Source organism: Faecalibacter sp., assembly GCF_057177045.1.
In genome coordinates this window covers 667839-686856 of the sequence record NZ_CM169987.1, presented here as the reverse complement: position 1 = coordinate 686856, position 19018 = coordinate 667839, and the positions used below count along the sequence as shown (strand labels likewise).

The window sequence follows — 19018 nt, the reverse complement described above, 5'->3', positions numbered from 1 at the left end:
AGAATGAGTATGAAAAGTGAATTTCAACGTATCTTATTGAATCATAACACCAAAGGTTTTAAATACCTTTTAGCCATTAGTGGAGGTGTAGATAGCATGGTTCTATTGGATTTATTTCGTCATTCCGTTGCGTCATTTCAAGTGGCACATTGTAATTTTCAGTTGAGGGAAAATGATTCCATTCAAGATCAACTGATGGTGCAACAGTATTGTGGAAGACATCAAATTCCATTTCATACCATTAATTTTGATGTAGAAGCCTTTAAAGCGACTGGAAATTATTCAACTGAAATGGCGTGTCGTTTGTTGAGGTATCGTTGGTTTGACGAAATCATGCAAGTCAATCACTTGGATTATCTTGTGACTGCTCATCATTTAGACGATAATATTGAAACCTTTTTGATTAATTTATCGCGTGGAACGGGAGTAAGTGGACTACGTGGCATGAAAATATTATCCCATCAAAATATATTTCGTCCTTTACTTAATTTTACAAAAGAATGTTTATTGACCTATGCACATGAAAATAGCATTCATTGGAGGGAAGATAGCAGCAATGGCACTGATGATTATACACGTAATAAAATTCGACACCATATTACGCCGTTATTACGTGAGCTACATCCTCAATTTGATTCCAATTTTAAACATACTTTAAATATTTTATCCGATACAGAGGATTTTATTTTGAATCAAATTCAAAGTATTCGAAATGATTTGATTCCTCATGATTTTAACTGTAAGATTAAAATTTCTGCTTTAGATCAGTTAAAACCTAAAGACTTTATACAGTTTTATTTGTTTGATTATTATGGTTTTAAGGATGTTGATTTAATTAATCAGTTAAAGCAATCGGATAATAGTAGTGAGTTAAGATCAAAAACGCATCGATTAATAAAAGAGAGAGAATATCTGATTTTGACTCAGCTTTCGGAAATCGATTCAGATGAAATTATCATAGAACAAGAAGAAGTAAAAATCAATTCACTAAATTTGAAGTTTGTTTGTTCAAATGGACGATTGGATAATGCTTCTGAAATTTTGGATGGTGATCAAATTCAATATCCTTTAAGATTGCGTAAAGCAAAAGAAGGGGATTTCTTCTATCCATTAGGAATGAACGGTAAACGTAAACTAATCAGTAAATTTTTTAAAGATTTAAAGTTTTCAAAAATTGAAAAAGAAGATGCATGGTTGTTAGTCGATAATCAAGACCAAATTCTTTGGGTTGTAAATCATCGAATAGATCATCGTTTTCGAATAAAAGAACATAGTATGAACTTTTTAAATATTATTGTATGTTAAAAAAACTTTGGATTCTCTTTTTGTTTCCAATTTTAGTACAAGCTCAATTTTTTACGCCGGCAAAATGGTCGACTAATGTAAAAGATTTAGGTAAAAATGAATTTGAAGTAGAGGTAATTGGAAAAATAGATGCGGGTTGGCATTTGTATTCATCCAAACATCCAGATGGAGGTATTGGAATACCTGCATCAGCTAGTTTTAAAGCTGCTAAAGGTGCTCAATTGGTTGGTTCTTACAAAGAGGTAGGGAAACGTATTGACAAATACAGTACTGTATTTGAACAAGATGAAAAATACTACGAAAAGAATGTCAAATTTGTTCAAAAAGTCAAACTTAGTGGTGATCAACCTTCGACCGTAGACTATACGATTGAATTTCAGATGTGTGATGCTGAACGTTGTTTGCCACCGGATGAAGCTTCAGGAACTATAAAACTTACGCCTACCGCTAAAGTAGAAGTAAAAGAATCTGTAGAAAATGAAATTCCAACAAATGAATCTTTAATAGAATCTTCAGAAATCAGTAGTGATTCAGTGGTAAATATGGCTGAAGATTCACTTTCGATTTCAAATGATACGATAAAGGAAGATAACATTCAAGTTTCAAATCAGTTGGATGAAGAATTATTCGGTGAAAATGAAAACAAGAATAATGGTTTATTCAAGATTTTTACATTAGGATTTTTAGGTGGTTTAGCTGCATTACTGATGCCATGTATATTTCCGATGATTCCCTTAACGGTAAGTATGTTTACGAAACAAAGTAAATCAAAGGGTGAGGGAGTTGGAAAAGCGTTTATTTATGGTATTTCGATAATTGTTATATATGTCCTACTAGGCTTGTTAGCGACACTACTGTTTGGTCCTTCTGTACTGAATGAAATGTCGACAGATCCATGGGTTAACATTGGATTTTTTATCATATTCATCGTTTTTGCAGCGTCATTTTTTGGAGCTTTTGAATTAACATTACCAAGTAAATGGGTGAATGCTGCTGATAAAGGGGCTGATAAAGGAGGATTAATCGGGATTTTCTTTATGGCGTTTACTTTAGCATTGGTATCATTTTCTTGTACAGGTCCAATTATTGGTTCTTTATTAGTGCAAGCTACACAAGAAGGAAACCATTTGTCATTGGTGATCGGAATGTTTGGATTCTTGTTAGCATTAGCGATTCCATTTACCTTATTTGCAATGTTCCCAGGTTGGTTGAATTCTTTACCGAAATCAGGGGGGTGGTTAAATACCATTAAAGTGTCCTTAGGATTCATTGAGTTGGCATTTGCTTTTAAATTCTTATCAAACGCTGATTTGGTATGGCAAATGAATTGGTTGCCAAGAGAAATCTTTTTAGCGATTTGGATCGCCATCTTCTTTGTATTAGGATTGTATTTATTAGGAAAATTTAGATTAGAATTAGATTCACCTACGCAAACTATAGGAGTACCACGCTTATTTTTTGCATTACTCGCCTTTACATTTGTGGCATATATTGTCCCTGGATTGTGGGGAGCTCCATTAAAGTTATTAAGTGGCTTAACGCCACCGATGACGTATTCTGAATCTCCTCGAGGTTTTCATGAAGGGGCATCTACAGGATCAACAGAATCAAATGCCTTTGAAGATCCTAACATGGTCGCAGGTCCTCATGGAATTCCAACATTTAAAGATTTCGATCAAGCCGTTTTATATGCTGAAAAGACGAATAAGCCTTTGTTATTGGATTTTACAGGTCATGCTTGTGCCAATTGTCGTAAAGTAGAAGAGCGTGTTTGGGTGGATCAACGCATTAAAGATAAATTATCGAAGGATGTGGTTTTGGTATCATTGTATGTGGATGATCAAAAAGAATTACCAGAAGATCAAAAAGTGTTTTCTAAAGCATTAAATCGAAAGTTAAAAACAGTAGGCAACAAATGGACTGCCTTTGAAATGGAGAATTTTAATGCTAATGCACAGCCTTATTATATTATAGTCGATAAGAATCTGAAACGTTACACCGCGCCTTTAGAAGCAGAATTAGATATCGAGAAATATTTAAATTGGCTTAATAAAGGAATTGAAAAGTATCATTCAGAAAATAAATAAATTAAAAAAGGTTCCATCATGATGGAACCTTTTTTAATTATGCAATCTGTTTAATAATCATCGAATTATCCGCATTTTGTTGGATAACATAATCATATACTTTTCGGTATATAACTCCATCGCTAAAGTCGAAGCTAGTGACTAAATTAAAATCAAAACCTAAAAGTTCTAATTCCGTTCGAGTGACACTTAATTTACTTAATTCAACTAAATTTTTTAGAATCTTATGATTCTTTTTTAGTTTGTTGTTTGTGATTCGAATCACTTCAACATTTTCTTTGTTTAAGTGATTATTGTACGTGTTACGGCAAAAGTCATTGCAGAACTTTTTATCTCTTCTTCCGAAAAGAGTTTGCCCGCATTGCATGCAATTATTCATTGGTTATCTAGTTAGGTTATTACACGACAAAATTATTAAATATTTAATTTGCAAAAAAATATTTTTTAATTCTAACGTAAAAATACCTATAATTAGGTATTAATTTATTAATCATTTATAACCACTTAAATAACTATTTTTCGATTAATTTCATAATTGATTCCCAACACTTTAATAATATATATCCCCGGAGTAGTAATACAGATATCTATTGATGTTAAAGAGGTATTGTTATGTAGTTCTTTTATAAGTTTACCCTCTATTGTGAATATGTATATTTTTTCTATTAAACGATTATTGTGATTTGCTTTTACTGTATATGTTGTTTTATTTTTTTTAAATATTTTAATTTGATCTCTTTCTTGATATTCAAATTCATTTGAAGCTAAATTTTCACCCCAAATTTGTTGCGCGAATTCTGGATGATCGATAAATGGATTTCGATTATTTTGTACGCTGTAGATGGCATTATTTAAAGCAATTTCTCGTGGTGAAACCGGATCATTGACATGCCAAGTCATTAAAATTCGAAGAAATGTATCGGTGAACACTTTGTCTTTTGTGCCGTTAAACATCGGATAATTCCAATTTTGAATATTATTTTCTTGATATCGTGTCGCAAAATAAAAATGAGCTCGTGCAAAATCACCTTTAAACTCATCAATAGGCTCAAACACTGTTCCTGAATAACCGGCAGAATATCCCGAATTATAATTACTCCCTAATTTAGATCCGTTTTGAGAAGTCCAAGTAGGGGAGTTCACGACTCCAAAAGGATAACTATCGCGACGACCATTGACATATCCATCCGTTGGCCATATGTGAAAGGCATCCGTAACCATCGGTGCAGATTGACTAAACACACTTTGAGGAATAATATGCTCACGATTATAACAAACACCCTCTCCATTATAGTTTCCACATTGATTTGTGCCAGGGGTATAGGTATAGGGATCTGGACCATTGGGGTTTTCGCTGTAAACATCTAGTATTTTATTCGAATCCGTAGGATCATACCAATTATCGTTATAGGCTTGAGGATTGGTTGTATACAGTGTCCATAAATTACCATAACTCATGGCTTGATGCCCTTTAATGATTTGATACAATTGTGTTTTTAAAGTATAGCCCGTTCCAGTGGCTGAATTATAATATCCTTCAGGGGCCTGTGCATAGCTCAAAATAAAGTTTCCGAAAGTAACTATCGAAAGTATAAGTTTTTTCATATATAATAAATTGATTATTACTAAATTAAGTATAATCTATTGAAAATAAGCACTTAGAAGTTATCTATTTTGAGTGTATCGTTTGAGAATTAGCTATATTTATTGAAAAATTTTATGTCTCTCATTAAAAAGATATTTCCTGATCCATTAATTTTTTATTTGATTTTAGCGCTTATTTTCGCGTTTGTGTTTCCACAATTGAGTTACATTAATGTCTACACTATTACGTTAAGTAAAATCATCAATATTGGAGTCATTTGCGTTTTCTTTTTTTATGGTTTGAAATTAAAATGGAGTGAAGTTTTCAAAGATTTAATGAATTGGAAATTGCATCTCCGCATTCAATTGATTACATTTCTTTTGTTTCCTTTACTTGGTTTGCTTTTTTACCCGTTAACTAAAGTCGATTCCTCTTATCAAATGATGTTTCTTGCTGTTTTTTATTTATGCTGTTTGCCTAGTACAGTTTCATCATCTGTTGTCATGGTTTCCATTGCAAAAGGGAATATGATTTCTGCTATTTTTAATGCCAGTCTATCGGGATTAATTGGGATTATTCTAACCCCTTTATGGATGAGCTTATTTATCCATCAAGATGGTGAGGTCGACTCATTTTCCATTGTGACAGATTTGGTCTTAAAAGTGATTTTACCCGTTGTAGTGGGTGCATTTTTACAACCCTATTTGGGTAAATATTACGATAAATACAAACAATTGTTAAGTAACGTAGATAAATTTACCATTGTTCTAATTGTATACGAAAGTTTTAGTCATACTTTTTCTGAAGGATTATTGCACGTTTTTGGTTTTAAAAAAATACTGGTGATGACGATTGTAGTGATCCTATTATTTTTTATAGTCTTTTATCTTATACAATTATTAAACGATAAATTTTGGAAATTTAAACGGGAAGATTTTATTGTTTTACAATTCTGTGGTACTAAAAAATCGCTGGTTCATGGATCCGTTATTGGGAGTATACTTTTTGGATCTGAAATCGGTTTTATCTTACTTCCGATTATGATTTATCATACGTTTCAGTTGTTATTCATTAGTTATAAAGCAAGTCAATATGCAAAACAAGTGGTATAAATGGATTGTACTATTTATCGTTCAATGGATGGTTTGGAAGCTTTTATTTCAATTTCCAACATTTAATGATTTTTGGTTTAATTATCCCTATCAATTGTACTATGAGATCATTCATTCGATTACATCTGGAGTGACAATCCCTATGGGTGAAATTTTCTATGGATTATTCATCATTTTTATTTTATGTGTTTTCATTCAATGCATACGATCAAAATCCTATCATTATTCGTTGAATTTATGCTTTAAAGTATTCACTTATATTTTATTGTGGTATAATTCCGTTTGGGGGTTTATGTATTATAAAGAGAATTTCATCGTTGAAAAGCAAGAGATTAACCCTGAGATTTTAAAAGAGTTGTATTGTGAGGCTTTAGAACAAGCCATTCATCATCGTGAATCTTTTAATGCATCTCATCAACCGATAAAGTTTGAGGTGAATACAAATGATATTTTAAGTGAATTTGGAACTAGACAATATGCGATTCAACACGAAAAATGGATTAAAAATTACCATATGATTGAACAACCAATCGCTAAACTATCATTTATTTCATCTTTAATGAATCATCTGGGTATTCTAGGCTATTATAATCCTTTTAGTATAGAAAGTAATATCAATCGAAATAACACCGATTTAAAACATGCATATACGATAAATCATGAACTAGCGCATCAGATGGGGTTTTCTTCAGAAAATGAAGCGAATTTTATAGCCTATTATCTTAGTCATCAATCGAAATTCAGTGAAGTGGTATATGCGGCAAATTATAAATTGATGTTTTCCATTTTATCGGCCTTACGCCTTGCTGATCCGTTATTTGTAGAATTTCAATTGAATCAATTACCTGAATCCATTCAAAATGACCGGAAAGGTGAGATTAAATATTATCAACAGTTTGAAGGGAAGACCAGTGAAGTTTTTTCTGAAATGAATAATCAATTTTTGAAAGCCAATAATCAAGAAGGAATTATTACTTATTCAAAATATATTGATCTCGTATATTATTATAAAACAAAAAAGGCTAATCTTTAGATTAGCCTTATTAAATGGATTATAATTTATATGTTTCTTTGTATCGAATGGCAGATTTAACTCTATAATTCCCCTCTTCATCCATTTCAGTTAAGACTAAAATTGGATAATATTCACCACTTGGGATTGTCTTTGTGATGTTTGTAGAGATTTTAGGATTCTTTAATTCTGCAGATGCTGAAATTGGTTTGATGTCTACGTTTAATAGCTCATATCCTTCAACAGTTTTGAATTCTTCTGCAGGATTTTCAGAAAAATAGACCAATAATTTTAAATTATTACTAGGCTTTGAAGTTTTATTTTGAATCGCATTATTATCACCGGTAATGTTCACCATTAATGTTGAAAAATCGACATCCAATTTCCAATCACCTGCTAATACCAATTGATTGGGTGTATATGCTAAACTTAAAGAACTTTTTACAGTAGAATAAACATTAGATAAAGAATTATCTGCTTTTTCACCATTTAATAAATAATTTGTACTTGTTTCATCAACTAAACGAAATTGATTGTCTACAAAACGGAAGGTATTATTTAAAATATGGTAATTTAAAATCTGAGCAGATTTTTTATCACGTAATACAACAACTGTATTATAAACACCAGGTGAAAGATGTTCTAACTCTTTTTGACTGAATTGGATTCGAACATTATTGTAACTTGTATTGTTTCCATCAATTTGCCCTAATGCTGTTTCTCGATTTAATTTATTGGGTAACTCACTAATTTTATAGACAGATTGGGTTGGTACAAAATGAACAGTTAATTCCAAATCATTACTTCTTAAATTTGTGTTGTTCATAATTTGGCTACCAAGAATAATGTATGAATTATTCATGTCATCGCTTTTAATATTCCAACTTCCTTTAAATTCGTAATTTTTATTGTATGTAGCAGGTAAATCTTTGATTACTACAGTGTGTTGAGCATAGGCTAAACTACCTGTTACTATGGCTGTTGTTAGTAAAATTTTCTTTAAGCTGTTCATAGGTATTACTTTTTAAGTATTTTCACAAATTTAAGATTATTTTTAGAAATAAATGCAAATCTTTATGAGATATCTAATGTAAGTTATTAATATTTTATGGATTATTATTCAAAATTACTGTATGTTTTTTTACTTTTGAGCTGACGAAAAGATATACAATGAAGATTACGATAAAAGATATTGATCAGTACGATGAATTAATCCATAACGAAAATACTCGTTTTGATGAGGTAACAACTTTTGATCGAAATGGTTTAGCACCCGTAAGCATTGAGAATAAAGTAGGTTTAATCAATCCTTTAGGTGAAGTAGTGATCCCTTTTGAATATGAGTCAATTGCGAATTCTACTGTAAATGCTTATAGTGTTTCAAAAGATGGGAAATGGGGCTTTATCACAAAAAATCATCACGTTTTAATTCCAATAGAATACGATTTAGTATCCGATTTTATTGAAAACTTCTGTGCTGTCAAATTGAATGGAAAATGGGGATTTATCGATTTGTTGAATCAAATCGTCATTCCATTGCAGTATGATGGGTGTACTGATTTTCGTGCAGGATATGCAGGGGTAGTTATGGATGAAAAATGGGGATTAATCAATACCTCAAATGAATTGATTATTGATTATCACTATGAATACCTTACACCAGTGGACGAAAATTTTATCACATTTGGTCAAGCGACCGATTTAAAAGTTGAACGTCCTGATATATTAGCATATTTTCCTTACATGTTATCCCAAGATAATTATTTGATGAATTTTGGTTTAATTACCAGCGATAATCAAATGATATTGGAGCCAATTTCTGAATTACCTATATTAGAGAGTTTCGAAGGAAATCCTGTAATCCGTAAAAATTATCAATTGGGCTATTTAAAAGGAATGAAAGAATTTGTTCCATTTGAACAATTTACGATTGATCCTTACGAAGAGAAGATCTTAAAACAAATCAATGTGATGAAATAAAGAAAAGGAGCGTTATGCTCCTTTTTTATATTGCATATGTTCATGATTTTCACTCATCAGTTGTTTTTCGCCCACGACTTTAAAACCTTTCGATTCATACAATTTTTTTGCTTTGGGATTGGTGAAATCGACGAGTAACCCTAAAGTCAATCCTTTTTTGTTCGCGAATTCTTCAATGATATAATCCAAAATACTATTTCCAAAACCTTTTCCTCTGAATTCTGGAAAAATAGCGATGGTATCGATGTAATATTCACCTGCTTCCGTTTCATCTTGTGGATGTATAACGCGATTATATTTGTTTTTTAAGAGATCTATTACCGGTTGACGTAATTCATCCAATTGCTCCCCATTGTAAATGGTAAAACTTCCAGCAATTTGATTTTCAAATTCTAGAATCCAACTGTTTTGATAACTGTATTGATTGTTTTCTTGAGCAATTAATTCACTTAAAAATTGTTTTGATTTTTCTTCATTTTGCTCACCGATAAAATCAAAAACAATATCTTTCATGGCAAAAAACATTAGATCGGCTATGGTTTTAGCCTCCTCACGGTTTGCTTTTCGTATCGTATATTCCATTTGTAAAATAAAAATGCCTTGAAAGAATTCAAGGCATTCGTTAAACGTTATTGAAATTAAAATTATTTAATTTTAGCTTTCTCTAAAGTATTATTAATTCCTTGTTTTGCATCTTCAGCTGCTTTATTCACACCTTCTTTCGCATCTTGTGCAGCCTCTTTTACATCTTCTTTTGCGTCTTTCGCAGCATTATTGATATCATTACCAACTTCTTTTGCTTTCGCATCAACAGCATTGGCAGCATTATTAACACCTTCTTTTACATTTTGAGCAGCATTTGAAACGGCAGCTTTAGCATTTTCCCAAGCTACATTTGCATCATCTAATGTTTTACGCGCTGCTTCTTCAGCTGCTTTATCTCCTCGAGCTATCGCTTCGTCTAAATCTTTTTGTGCTTGATCAACTTTAGCTTTAGCTTCAGCTTCAGTTAAAACAACACCGTCTGTTGAAGTCGTTTCAACAACAGCAACTGTATCGTTATCACCATCTGTTACTACAGTTTTATTTGTTTCTGTTTTACATGATACAAATGCTAAACCAGCTACTGCAGCTAATACAAATAATTTTTTCATAATTCTTTCGTTTTTTATTTAAGTTTTGAGTTGACATACAAACAACAATTAAACCATTTTAAAAATGATACTTTGTTTCGTATACTTAAACTTATAAAATAAATTGAATTATTTGCATAAAAAGTTAAAATTTAACATTTTAAAACCAAACTTCTGCAATACGATCATTTCCTGAGATGTCTTTATGGATTTCAGCATTTGAATAATTTTCAAGAAACATATGTTTTGTTTCTTCGCCGAGGTATTGATTGATTTCACAAAATAACTTTCCATTAGGTTTTAAATGGTTTAAGCCAATTTCAGAAACGCGACGGTAAAACAACAATGGATCGTCATTGGATACAAATAAAGCCAGATGGGGTTCATGATCCAATACATTTTGATGCATGTCGCTTTTTTCTAATTCACGGATGTATGGAGGATTAGATATAATCAAATCAAACGTTTGACCATAATCAAAGTCCTTTAACATGTCATGATGAATAAAATGAACGTTTGTGCCATGATAATCATTGTTGAATTTTGCCACCTCTAAGGCTTCTTCTGAAACATCTACTGCAAATATTTCTGCATTTGGAAATAATTTGGATAAGGTGATCGGGATACAACCTGTTCCGGTACCAAAATCAATTATTTTTAATGAAGCTTCTTTCGGGAATTTTTCAGTGATCAAATAAATTAATTCTTCAGTTTCGGGACGAGGAATTAATGTATGTTCATTGACTTTAAAGAAATAATCATAAAAGAAAGCATAACCCACCACTTGTTGAACAGGTTTTCCTTGTTTTAAGGCTTGTATATCGGCTTCAAGAAAGGGGGATTCAAATTCTTTTGTATCATCATTGAACCAAAATGAATCTAATATATTGAATCGTATTTCAACATAAAATCTAAAAATGGCTTGAATTTCGTCTTTATCATAAAGCGAAGCCAATTCAGTATATAATCGGTCTTGAATTCCTTTAATTGTCATTGAACAAAGATACATTTTAATGATGGAATTGCCTATTTATCGGAATTAGATTGTCATTTCAATAGGCTGACATTAATTTTTTTAAGCTTTCAAATAGTTTAGAAGCCATCAAAAAATCATAAATTTGCCGTTCCATGAAAAAAGATATCAGCAAATTAAATCCAAAGGAATATATACTGATTAAAGGAGCTAAGCTTCATAATCTTAAGAATATTGATTTAGCCATTCCTAAAAACAAATTAATTGTGATTACAGGGATGTCAGGATCCGGTAAATCGACTTTAGCATTTGATACACTTTATGCCGAAGGGCAAAGACGATATGTCGAAAGTTTATCTTCCTATGCACGTCAATTTTTAGGAAAATTAGATAAACCTCAAGTCGATTATATTCATGGAATTGCACCAGCAATCGCCATTCAACAAAAAGTGAATTCTACCAATCCGCGTTCAACAGTAGGAACTTCAACCGAAATTTATGATTATCTGAAATTATTATACGCGCGAATAGGAAAAACATACTCACCAATTTCGGGTGAACTGGTTCATAAAGACTCAGTAACCGATGTGATTGATTTTATGAAATCATACCCTGCTGAATCAAAGTTCATATTACGTGTTCCATTAAATATTCCTGAAGAGCGTACTTTTTCAGAGCATTTAGGAATTTTACAACAGCAAGGATTTACTCGTTTGTCGGTGGATGATAATCCCGTTAAAATCGAAGATTTGATTTCGTTTAACTTTGAACCTCAACCGGAAAATAAAGTTCATCTTGTGATCGATCGTATTTCGATTCCTGTGGATGCTGAAGATTCTTTTTATCATCGCTTAGCTGATTCCATAGAAACTGCATTTTTCGAAGGGAAAGGTGAAATTGAACTTCAAATTTTAGAGGAAAATATTAAAAAAGTTTTTTCAAATAAATTTGAAGCGGATGGAATGATTTTTAATGAACCTAATACTCACTTCTTCAGTTTTAATAACCCTTATGGTGCCTGTCCAACATGCGAGGGATATGGGAAGGTTATTGGAATTGATGAGGATTTGGTTGTTCCTAATAAAGCGCTTTCTGTTTATGAAGATGCAGTTGTCGCATGGAAAGGAGAGAAGATGAGCGAATGGAAAATGCATTTTATGAAATTTGCATCCAGCTTCGATTTTCCAATTCATAAGCCTTACTTTGAATTAACCGATGAGCAAAAAGATATTTTGTGGCGAGGTCAAGGAAAATGGGAAGGATTGGATGGTTTCTTTGCCATGGTAGAGCAAAATACCTATAAGATTCAATACCGTGTGATGTTGTCGCGTTACCGTGGGAAAACGACATGTCCAACGTGTAGAGGGAGACGATTACGTAAAGAAACAGATTATGTAAAAATTAATGATCGTTCAATTTCGCAATTGGTGGATTTACCTCTTAATGAGTTGAATGATTTTTTTCAATCAATTGTATTCTCAGATTTTGATCGTCAGGTCGCGAATCGTATTATTTATGAGATTGGTTCTCGTTTACAATTCTTATTGGATGTAGGTTTAGATTATTTAACCCTAAATCGTGCTTCTAATACTTTGTCGGGAGGAGAATCACAACGTATTAATTTAGCGACTTCATTGGGAAGTAGTTTAGTGGGGTCAATGTATATTTTGGATGAACCATCGATTGGTTTGCATTCAAAAGATACGGAGCGTTTTGTAACGATTTTACAGCGATTACGTGATTTAGGAAATACAGTAATTGTAGTAGAGCATGATGAAGATATCATGAAAGCTGCGGACTATATTATAGATATTGGTCCAGAAGCAGGTACTAATGGCGGACATGTTGTCTTTGAAGGTACTTATGAAGAATTATTGAAAGCGGATACGTTAACAGCAGGATATTTGAATGGAAAATTAGAAATTGAAGTTCCAAAGAAAAGAATTCAACCTCAAAATTATTTAAAAGTACTGGGTGCACGCGAAAATAATTTAAAAAACATTGATGTTAAGTTTCCTTTAAACATGCTTACGGTGATTACAGGAGTTTCGGGTTCAGGGAAATCTACACTGATGAAAGAAATTCTAACGCCTGCATTGGAGCGTCACTTCGAAATATTTGGAAATCGAATAGGGGAACATGATGGATTAATTGGTGATCTAGACCGATTGAAAGGCATCGAATTAATTGATCAAAATCCGATTGGTAAATCAACACGATCTAATCCTGTCACCTATGTGAAAGCATATGATGATATCCGTACGCTATTTGCTAATACAAAAGCAAGTAAGCTGAATGGCTTCCAGGCAAAACATTTCTCTTTTAATGTGGATGGAGGGCGTTGCGATACGTGTAAAGGTGATGGTACAATTACCATTGAAATGCAATTTATGGCTGATGTAGAATTAGTTTGTGAAGAATGTAATGGAGAACGATTCAAAAAGTCAGTATTGGAAGTGAAATATGAAGGTCTTTCCATTTCTGATGTATTGAACTTAACCATTGATGAGGCCATTGAATTCTTTGGTCAACATCAACAAAAAAAGATTGTGGATAAGATAAAACCTTTACAAGATGTTGGTCTAGGTTATGTAAAATTGGGACAATCATCAAGTACATTATCGGGTGGAGAAGCTCAGCGTGTAAAATTAGCTTACTTTTTAACGAAAGGGGAAACAACCGATAAAACGCTTTTTATTTTTGATGAGCCTTCAACAGGTTTGCATTTTCATGATATCCAAAAATTAATTAAAGCCTTACGAGCATTAATTGATTTAGGACATTCGGTATTTGTCATTGAACATAACATGGATATTATCAAAGTTGCCGATTGGGTCATTGATTTAGGTCCTGAAGGAGGTAAAAAAGGAGGTTACTTGGTGGCTGAGGGAACTCCAGAAGATGTAGCAAAAGTCGAAGAATCATTTACAGGTCAATTTTTAAAAGATAAATTATAAAATCGTCCAAAAAAAAAATCCCATGATATTCAAGCCATGGGATTTTTTTATAATAAGTATAAAAGATTATTCTTTAATTAATTTTTCCAATAAAGTGTTGATTTCGGCATCATTCCAATCTCTCGTTTTTGTTTCTTTTAAAACAATTTCACCTTTTTTATTTAAGATATATGTCGTTGGAAAAACATGAGGCATCATATTTACAGAGATTGGACTCGTCGGTTCGTAAACTGGCATGGTATATCCATTCTTTTGTAAAAACGCATTGAATGTTTTTGGTTTATCTTGTATAGCCACTAAGACAAATTTTACTTTCTGTCCTTTCGATTCGTACAATTTTTGGATACTTGGCATTTCTTCAACACATGGAGGACACCAACTTCCCCAAAAATTAATAAATACGACTTCTCCTGATTTTTTAAAATCAACTAAATTTGAATTACTTGCTCCGTTGTGTCCTAACAGATCAATATCGAAATCACTATCACTTAAATTTTCATCTCGTACTGCCACCAAATGATCTTCACCTTCAATCATATTTTTTATTGCTGTCCCAATGGGTGTAAACATGATTGCAATTAATCCTATTACAACAACAACAGCTAAAATGATTTGATTATTCTTTTTCATGGGTAAAAAATTCTTAAATCGTATAATTTAAAATCAATAGCAAAGATGAAAACAAAATTTAGATTCCACAAATATTAATGCACATCAATTGGATTGATGGTTTAATATCATGAAACTTCTAGAATTGGTTTTGGATAAAATATTTTTTCGATGCGTGTCCACAGTAAGTTTACTTAGATGCAACATTTCCGAAATTTCAATGCTGGTATGCCCTTTTTTAATCAATTCAAAAATTTCTTTTTCCCGTTTTGTTAGATTAAAACGATTCTCAGCATGTACATATTGATTGGACTGACGATCAAATATTTTAAAATCATCTTTTTCGCGTTGCTGATGATAGTCTATGAACTCATGAAAGACAATGGCGCGATTCATATGTCCCAGTTCATTGACTTCTAAGGCTTGATAGCTTTGTTTTAGACGTATATAATGGCCTTATGCTGTTTTTACACGATAGGTGTACGTCGTGACAAAACGATTTAATTCGCTAACGGATAATTTCGCTGTAAACTCAATAGCTTTTCGTTCGCATTCCATCACATATTTTACATCTTCAGGATGCAAAAATGTCATAATTTCGATAAAAGAGTAATCATCTTTCGTATAACCTAAAATTTTCTCGAAACTGTCATTCGTAAATAGGATTTCATTCGTTTCACAGTTATATATATAATAATAACTTGGATGAATAATCGGTTGATGATTTTCGGTTTTTTGTAAATTATTTGGATAATTTAACCAAAAATCCCAATCGGATTTTATTTTAGATGGGCTACTCATATTTGTGGTACTAAGTACAACAAATGTAAAGAAAAAGTAAATGAGTATTTTATAAATGGTTAAAAATATCTATGAATCGTTGTTTAGATTTTAAACAAAAAAAAGAGGAAATTAATCCTCTTCAGTTTGTATATCTGATTGATAGTCTTCAATTAATTCGATGATTTCTGATATAATATCTTGTCCATGATTTTCCAAATAAAAACGGTCTAAATCTTCGATAAAATCATCTTTAGAGTATTTGTCTGGATCTTTTTTGAAACGATTGGTAAATTCCATTGCTTTAGAAGGGCGTGGTCCAAAACGAAAGGCTTCTTCTCCTTCTGGGGTAACTCCAATGATCATCGGAACAGAATGAGAACCATCTGTATGATATTCTTCCATTAATTCTAAATTTTCATCACGTAAAATGATTTTACATTCAGCACCAATGGTTTCTGCAAGTCGATCTACAATGGGTACAATTTGTGCCGCATCTTCACACCAACCTTCAGAAATGATTAAAAATTTTAAATCTGCTTGATAGGATTTAGCCTTTTTCTCCATTCCGGGATTATATCGAAAATTCTTTCTGATTTCTCTACTTTGTTTTAAATTCATCGCATAAAGAGGAACTAACTCTTTTGGATCATCTAATTCAATTTGTGCTTCTAATTCATCCTCAATTCGTTCAAGATAATCTTCAAAATGATATCCGTTTTGGATGTATTTTAGTAATGACATAAAATTCCATTTATTTTCACAAAGATAGACTTTTATCCTTATTTACTTTATATGTTTTGTGACATATCATGTCGTTAAAAATCTTTAAATTCGCAAGTGTAAATGCCATTTTATGTATCGTAATCCACTGAAAAAAACTGTAGAGTATTTAAAAGGTTGTGGGCCAGAACGTGCCAAAACCTTACAGGCTGAATTGGGTATCTTTCGATATGAAGATTTACTGAATCATTTTCCATTTCGTTATATCGATCGCTCGAAATATTACACGATTCGAGAAATTCGTTCTACAGCAGCTGAGATTCAGCTGAAAGGACAAATGGTGGCGATGCAAGAAATAAAACAAGGGAAAGTGAATCGCTTGGTCGCCAAATTTCAAGATGGTACAGGTACAATTGAATTAATTTGGTTTAAAGTGACCAAATGGCAACGTGAAAAATTGCAAGGCGATTTATTCAAAGAATTGGTCGTTTATGGAAAATTGAACGAATTTAATGGGCATTATAGTATTGTTCATCCTGAAATCGATACAGTAGAAGATGCAAAGAAAATTCCACAAGGTTTATTTCCGGTATATTCAAGTACAGAAATGTTACAGAAAAAGGGAATTACCAATCGAATCCTACAAAAAATGGTCGCAGCTGTATTTGCAGAGCAGATTTCAATCCCAGAAAATATTCCGCAACATTTGATCGATCATTTTAAATTAATGTCGCGTGAACAAGCTTATAAAACAATTCACTTTCCTCAAAATTTAGATGATTTAAAACGTGCTGAAAATCGATTGAAATTTGAAGAATTTTTCTTTTTAAATTTAAGTGTGCTTTCTAAAAAAATCCAAAATAAAGCGAAGAATAGAGCATTTGCTTTTCCTAAAATTGGAGATTATTTTAACACTTTTTATAAAGAACGAATGCCTTTTGAACTTACTGGAGCTCAGAAGCGTGTGATAAAAGAAATTCGAAGTGATCTCAAGCATCCTGCTCAAATGAATCGTTTATTACAGGGAGACGTGGGGTCTGGAAAAACAATGGTTGCTTTATTAAGTATGCTTATTGCATTGGATAATGGATACCAAGCGGCATTAATTGCACCGACCGAAATTTTAGCTCAACAACATTATAACAGTATTGTAGAAATGTTAGGAGATATGAAGGTTGAAGTAGCCCTATTAACCGGATCAGTAACGAAGAAAAAACGTGAACCGATCTTGGAAAACTTAGCCAATGGAACTTTGCAAATTATTATCGGTACCCATGCGTTATTAGAAGATACTGTAGTTTTTAAAAATTTAGCTTTGTCCATCATCGATGAACAACATCGATTTGGCGTAGCTCAACGTGCCAAATTCTGGCGTAAAGCCCAATTACCCCCTCATATTTTAGTGATGACGGCTACACCTATTCCTCGTACATTATCGATGACCATGTACGGCGATTTGGATGTTTCGATAATCGATGAACTTCCTATAGGAAGAAAACCGATTAAAACCATTTCTAAGACAGATGCGCATCGCTTACAGTTGTTTAGTTTTATGCGTCAGGAAATTGAAAAGGGTAGACAAGTGTATATTGTCTATCCATTAATTGATGAATCGGAAAAACTTGATCTAAAAGATCTTATGGATGGTTTTGAAAGTATTTCAAGAGAATTTCCTCTCCCGAAATACGCAGTAGGAATTGTACATGGGAAACAGAAAGCCGCGGATAAAGAATATGAAATGCAACGATTTAAACGTGGAGAAACCCAAATTTTAGTTGCAACGACAGTTATTGAAGTCGGTGTTAACGTTCCAAATGCAAGTGTAATGGTTATTGAAAATGCTGAACGATTTGGTCTCTCTCAATTGCATCAGTTACGTGGACGAGTAGGACGTGGAGCTGAACAATCATATTGTATTCTGATGGTTGGAGGAAAATTAAATCCAATTTCACAACGAAGAATTGAAGCCATGTGTGAAACGAATGATGGGTTTAAATTGGCTGAAATTGATTTGGAATTAAGAGGTCCTGGTGATATGATGGGGACGCAACAAAGTGGCGTTTTAGATTTTAAAATTGCCGATTTAACCAAAGACAAAAAGATTTTACATGCCGCGAGAACATGCGTTGAGCATATTCTAAAAAGTGATCCTGAAATGAATTTACCTGTTCATCAATCCATGAAAAATTACTTTTTAGAAAATCTTAAAGAAAAGGTGGGTTGGAGCAATATTTCTTAAAATTAACACCGATTATAATATTTTGGCATAATATATGTTAATATAAAAGTGTAAAGCATAATGTTGAATAAATGGAAGGTTTAGATCTACTGAAATAAGCGTTTAATATATTTTAACATTTGTTTTTAATATTAACATTTATTTAATTAAAACTATTAATTATGATGAAGTATTTTAATACAATCGATGTAAAATCGTTACAGGGTGTTGAAGTGGAAGGGAATTCATTATGGATTTTTAATCACCACCAAAATTTAATGGTTCTAGCCAATAATCACAGCATTACATCAAAACCAAATATGATGTTTCAAAGAGCCAGATAAATTGTATATTATGAAGAATTTAAAGTGAAAGCGAAAAATAAATCAATTATTTTTCGCTTTTTTTATGATATGAAGTTTGATATAACTGACCTTTCTATGATCATTAATTTTTATAATGTTATCTAAATATTCGATTCCTATACATTTATAACTTTAAAGCCTTTAAAATCAACTATCATAAAAAAATATTATAATTCATA

General features: G+C 32.2%; 18 protein-coding genes. 8 read left to right on the top strand and 10 right to left on the bottom strand.

Translation table 11 applies throughout. The features are described 5' to 3' along the window. The first annotated feature begins 3 nt into the window (after nucleotides 1–3). Together tilS and AC1QSP_RS03100 are read left to right on the top strand one after the other, a co-directional pair. A complete protein-coding gene (gene tilS / locus AC1QSP_RS03105; protein WP_484079738.1) occupies nucleotides 4–1305 on the top strand; it encodes a tRNA lysidine(34) synthetase TilS in 1302 nt (433 codons plus the stop codon). Further along, the gene (locus AC1QSP_RS03100) at nucleotides 1299–3392 is read left to right on the top strand and encodes a protein-disulfide reductase DsbD family protein (protein ID WP_484079737.1); all 2094 of its coding nucleotides are present in this window, start codon (nucleotides 1299–1301) and stop codon (nucleotides 3390–3392) included. Before tilS ends, AC1QSP_RS03100 begins: the two co-directional genes overlap by 7 nt. A 37-nt stretch (nucleotides 3393–3429) precedes the next feature. On the opposite strand, the gene AC1QSP_RS03095 is transcribed toward AC1QSP_RS03100, so the two are convergent. Then, a complete protein-coding gene (locus AC1QSP_RS03095; RefSeq protein WP_484079736.1) occupies nucleotides 3430–3771 on the bottom strand; it encodes a hypothetical protein in 342 nt (113 codons plus the stop codon). Nucleotides 3772–3896: 125 nt separating this feature from the next. Further along, complete coding sequence (locus AC1QSP_RS03090) at nucleotides 3897–4997, bottom strand: endonuclease (RefSeq protein ID WP_484079735.1); 1101 nt, start codon at nucleotides 4995–4997, stop codon at nucleotides 3897–3899. Nucleotides 4998–5111: 114 nt separating this feature from the next. Here AC1QSP_RS03090 and AC1QSP_RS03085 point away from each other — a divergent pair, with 114 nt between their 5' ends. Continuing rightward, nucleotides 5112–6089, top strand: a complete 978-nt coding sequence (locus tag AC1QSP_RS03085; protein ID WP_484079734.1) for a bile acid:sodium symporter — start codon at nucleotides 5112–5114, stop codon at nucleotides 6087–6089. After that, nucleotides 6070–7122: a DUF3810 family protein gene (locus tag AC1QSP_RS03080; RefSeq protein WP_484079733.1), complete on the top strand. Its 1053-nt coding sequence runs from the start codon at nucleotides 6070–6072 to the stop codon at nucleotides 7120–7122. The genes AC1QSP_RS03085 and AC1QSP_RS03080 overlap by 20 nt, the downstream gene beginning before the upstream one ends. A gap of 19 nt (nucleotides 7123–7141) precedes the next feature. On the opposite strand, the gene AC1QSP_RS03075 is transcribed toward AC1QSP_RS03080, so the two are convergent. Beyond that, nucleotides 7142–8113 carry a hypothetical protein gene (locus AC1QSP_RS03075; protein ID WP_484079732.1) on the bottom strand — a complete coding sequence of 324 codons (972 nt, stop codon included), beginning with the start codon at nucleotides 8111–8113 and terminating at the stop codon, nucleotides 7142–7144. 158 nt (nucleotides 8114–8271) lie between these two features. On the opposite strand from AC1QSP_RS03075, the gene AC1QSP_RS03070 reads away from it, so the two are divergent. Next, nucleotides 8272–9081: a WG repeat-containing protein gene (locus AC1QSP_RS03070; RefSeq protein ID WP_484079731.1), complete on the top strand. Its 810-nt coding sequence runs from the start codon at nucleotides 8272–8274 to the stop codon at nucleotides 9079–9081. Nucleotides 9082–9093: 12 nt separating this feature from the next. Here AC1QSP_RS03070 and AC1QSP_RS03065 read toward each other — a convergent pair whose 3' ends face one another. The 3 genes from AC1QSP_RS03065 to prmC form a co-directional block, all read right to left on the bottom strand. Further along, complete coding sequence (locus AC1QSP_RS03065) at nucleotides 9094–9663, bottom strand: GNAT family N-acetyltransferase (RefSeq protein ID WP_484079730.1); 570 nt, start codon at nucleotides 9661–9663, stop codon at nucleotides 9094–9096. A gap of 62 nt (nucleotides 9664–9725) precedes the next feature. Further along, complete coding sequence (locus tag AC1QSP_RS03060; RefSeq protein ID WP_484079729.1) at nucleotides 9726–10235, bottom strand: hypothetical protein; 510 nt, start codon at nucleotides 10233–10235, stop codon at nucleotides 9726–9728. A 139-nt stretch (nucleotides 10236–10374) separates the two neighbouring features. Next, the gene (gene prmC, locus AC1QSP_RS03055; protein ID WP_484079728.1) at nucleotides 10375–11208 is read right to left on the bottom strand and encodes a peptide chain release factor N(5)-glutamine methyltransferase; all 834 of its coding nucleotides are present in this window, start codon (nucleotides 11206–11208) and stop codon (nucleotides 10375–10377) included. 134 nt (nucleotides 11209–11342) lie between these two features. Here prmC and uvrA point away from each other — a divergent pair, with 134 nt between their 5' ends. Beyond that, entirely contained in the window at nucleotides 11343–14144 is a 2802-nt protein-coding gene (gene uvrA / locus AC1QSP_RS03050; RefSeq protein ID WP_484079727.1) for an excinuclease ABC subunit UvrA, read from the top strand. A gap of 66 nt (nucleotides 14145–14210) precedes the next feature. Here the strand turns inward: uvrA and AC1QSP_RS03045 are convergent, their stop codons facing one another. From AC1QSP_RS03045 to AC1QSP_RS03030, 4 genes are all read right to left on the bottom strand, one after another. Next, nucleotides 14211–14774: a TlpA family protein disulfide reductase gene (locus AC1QSP_RS03045; protein ID WP_322969844.1), complete on the bottom strand. Its 564-nt coding sequence runs from the start codon at nucleotides 14772–14774 to the stop codon at nucleotides 14211–14213. A gap of 84 nt (nucleotides 14775–14858) precedes the next feature. Next, entirely contained in the window at nucleotides 14859–15149 is a 291-nt protein-coding gene (locus AC1QSP_RS03040; RefSeq protein WP_484079726.1) for a response regulator transcription factor, read from the bottom strand. Nucleotides 15150–15209: 60 nt separating this feature from the next. Then, nucleotides 15210–15554: a PAS domain-containing protein gene (locus AC1QSP_RS03035; protein WP_484079725.1), complete on the bottom strand. Its 345-nt coding sequence runs from the start codon at nucleotides 15552–15554 to the stop codon at nucleotides 15210–15212. 111 nt (nucleotides 15555–15665) lie between these two features. Continuing rightward, nucleotides 15666–16277, bottom strand: coding sequence for a thioredoxin family protein (locus AC1QSP_RS03030; protein WP_484079724.1), 612 nt, complete (start codon nucleotides 16275–16277; stop codon nucleotides 15666–15668). Nucleotides 16278–16389: 112 nt separating this feature from the next. Between AC1QSP_RS03030 and recG the strand changes: the two genes are divergently transcribed. Together recG and AC1QSP_RS03020 are read left to right on the top strand one after the other, a co-directional pair. Next, complete coding sequence (gene recG / locus AC1QSP_RS03025) at nucleotides 16390–18495, top strand: ATP-dependent DNA helicase RecG (protein WP_484079723.1); 2106 nt, start codon at nucleotides 16390–16392, stop codon at nucleotides 18493–18495. 161 nt (nucleotides 18496–18656) lie between these two features. After that, on the top strand, nucleotides 18657–18818 hold the full coding sequence (locus tag AC1QSP_RS03020; protein WP_322969848.1) for a hypothetical protein: 162 nt from the start codon (nucleotides 18657–18659) through the stop codon (nucleotides 18816–18818). The last annotated feature ends 200 nt before the right edge of the window (nucleotides 18819–19018 follow it).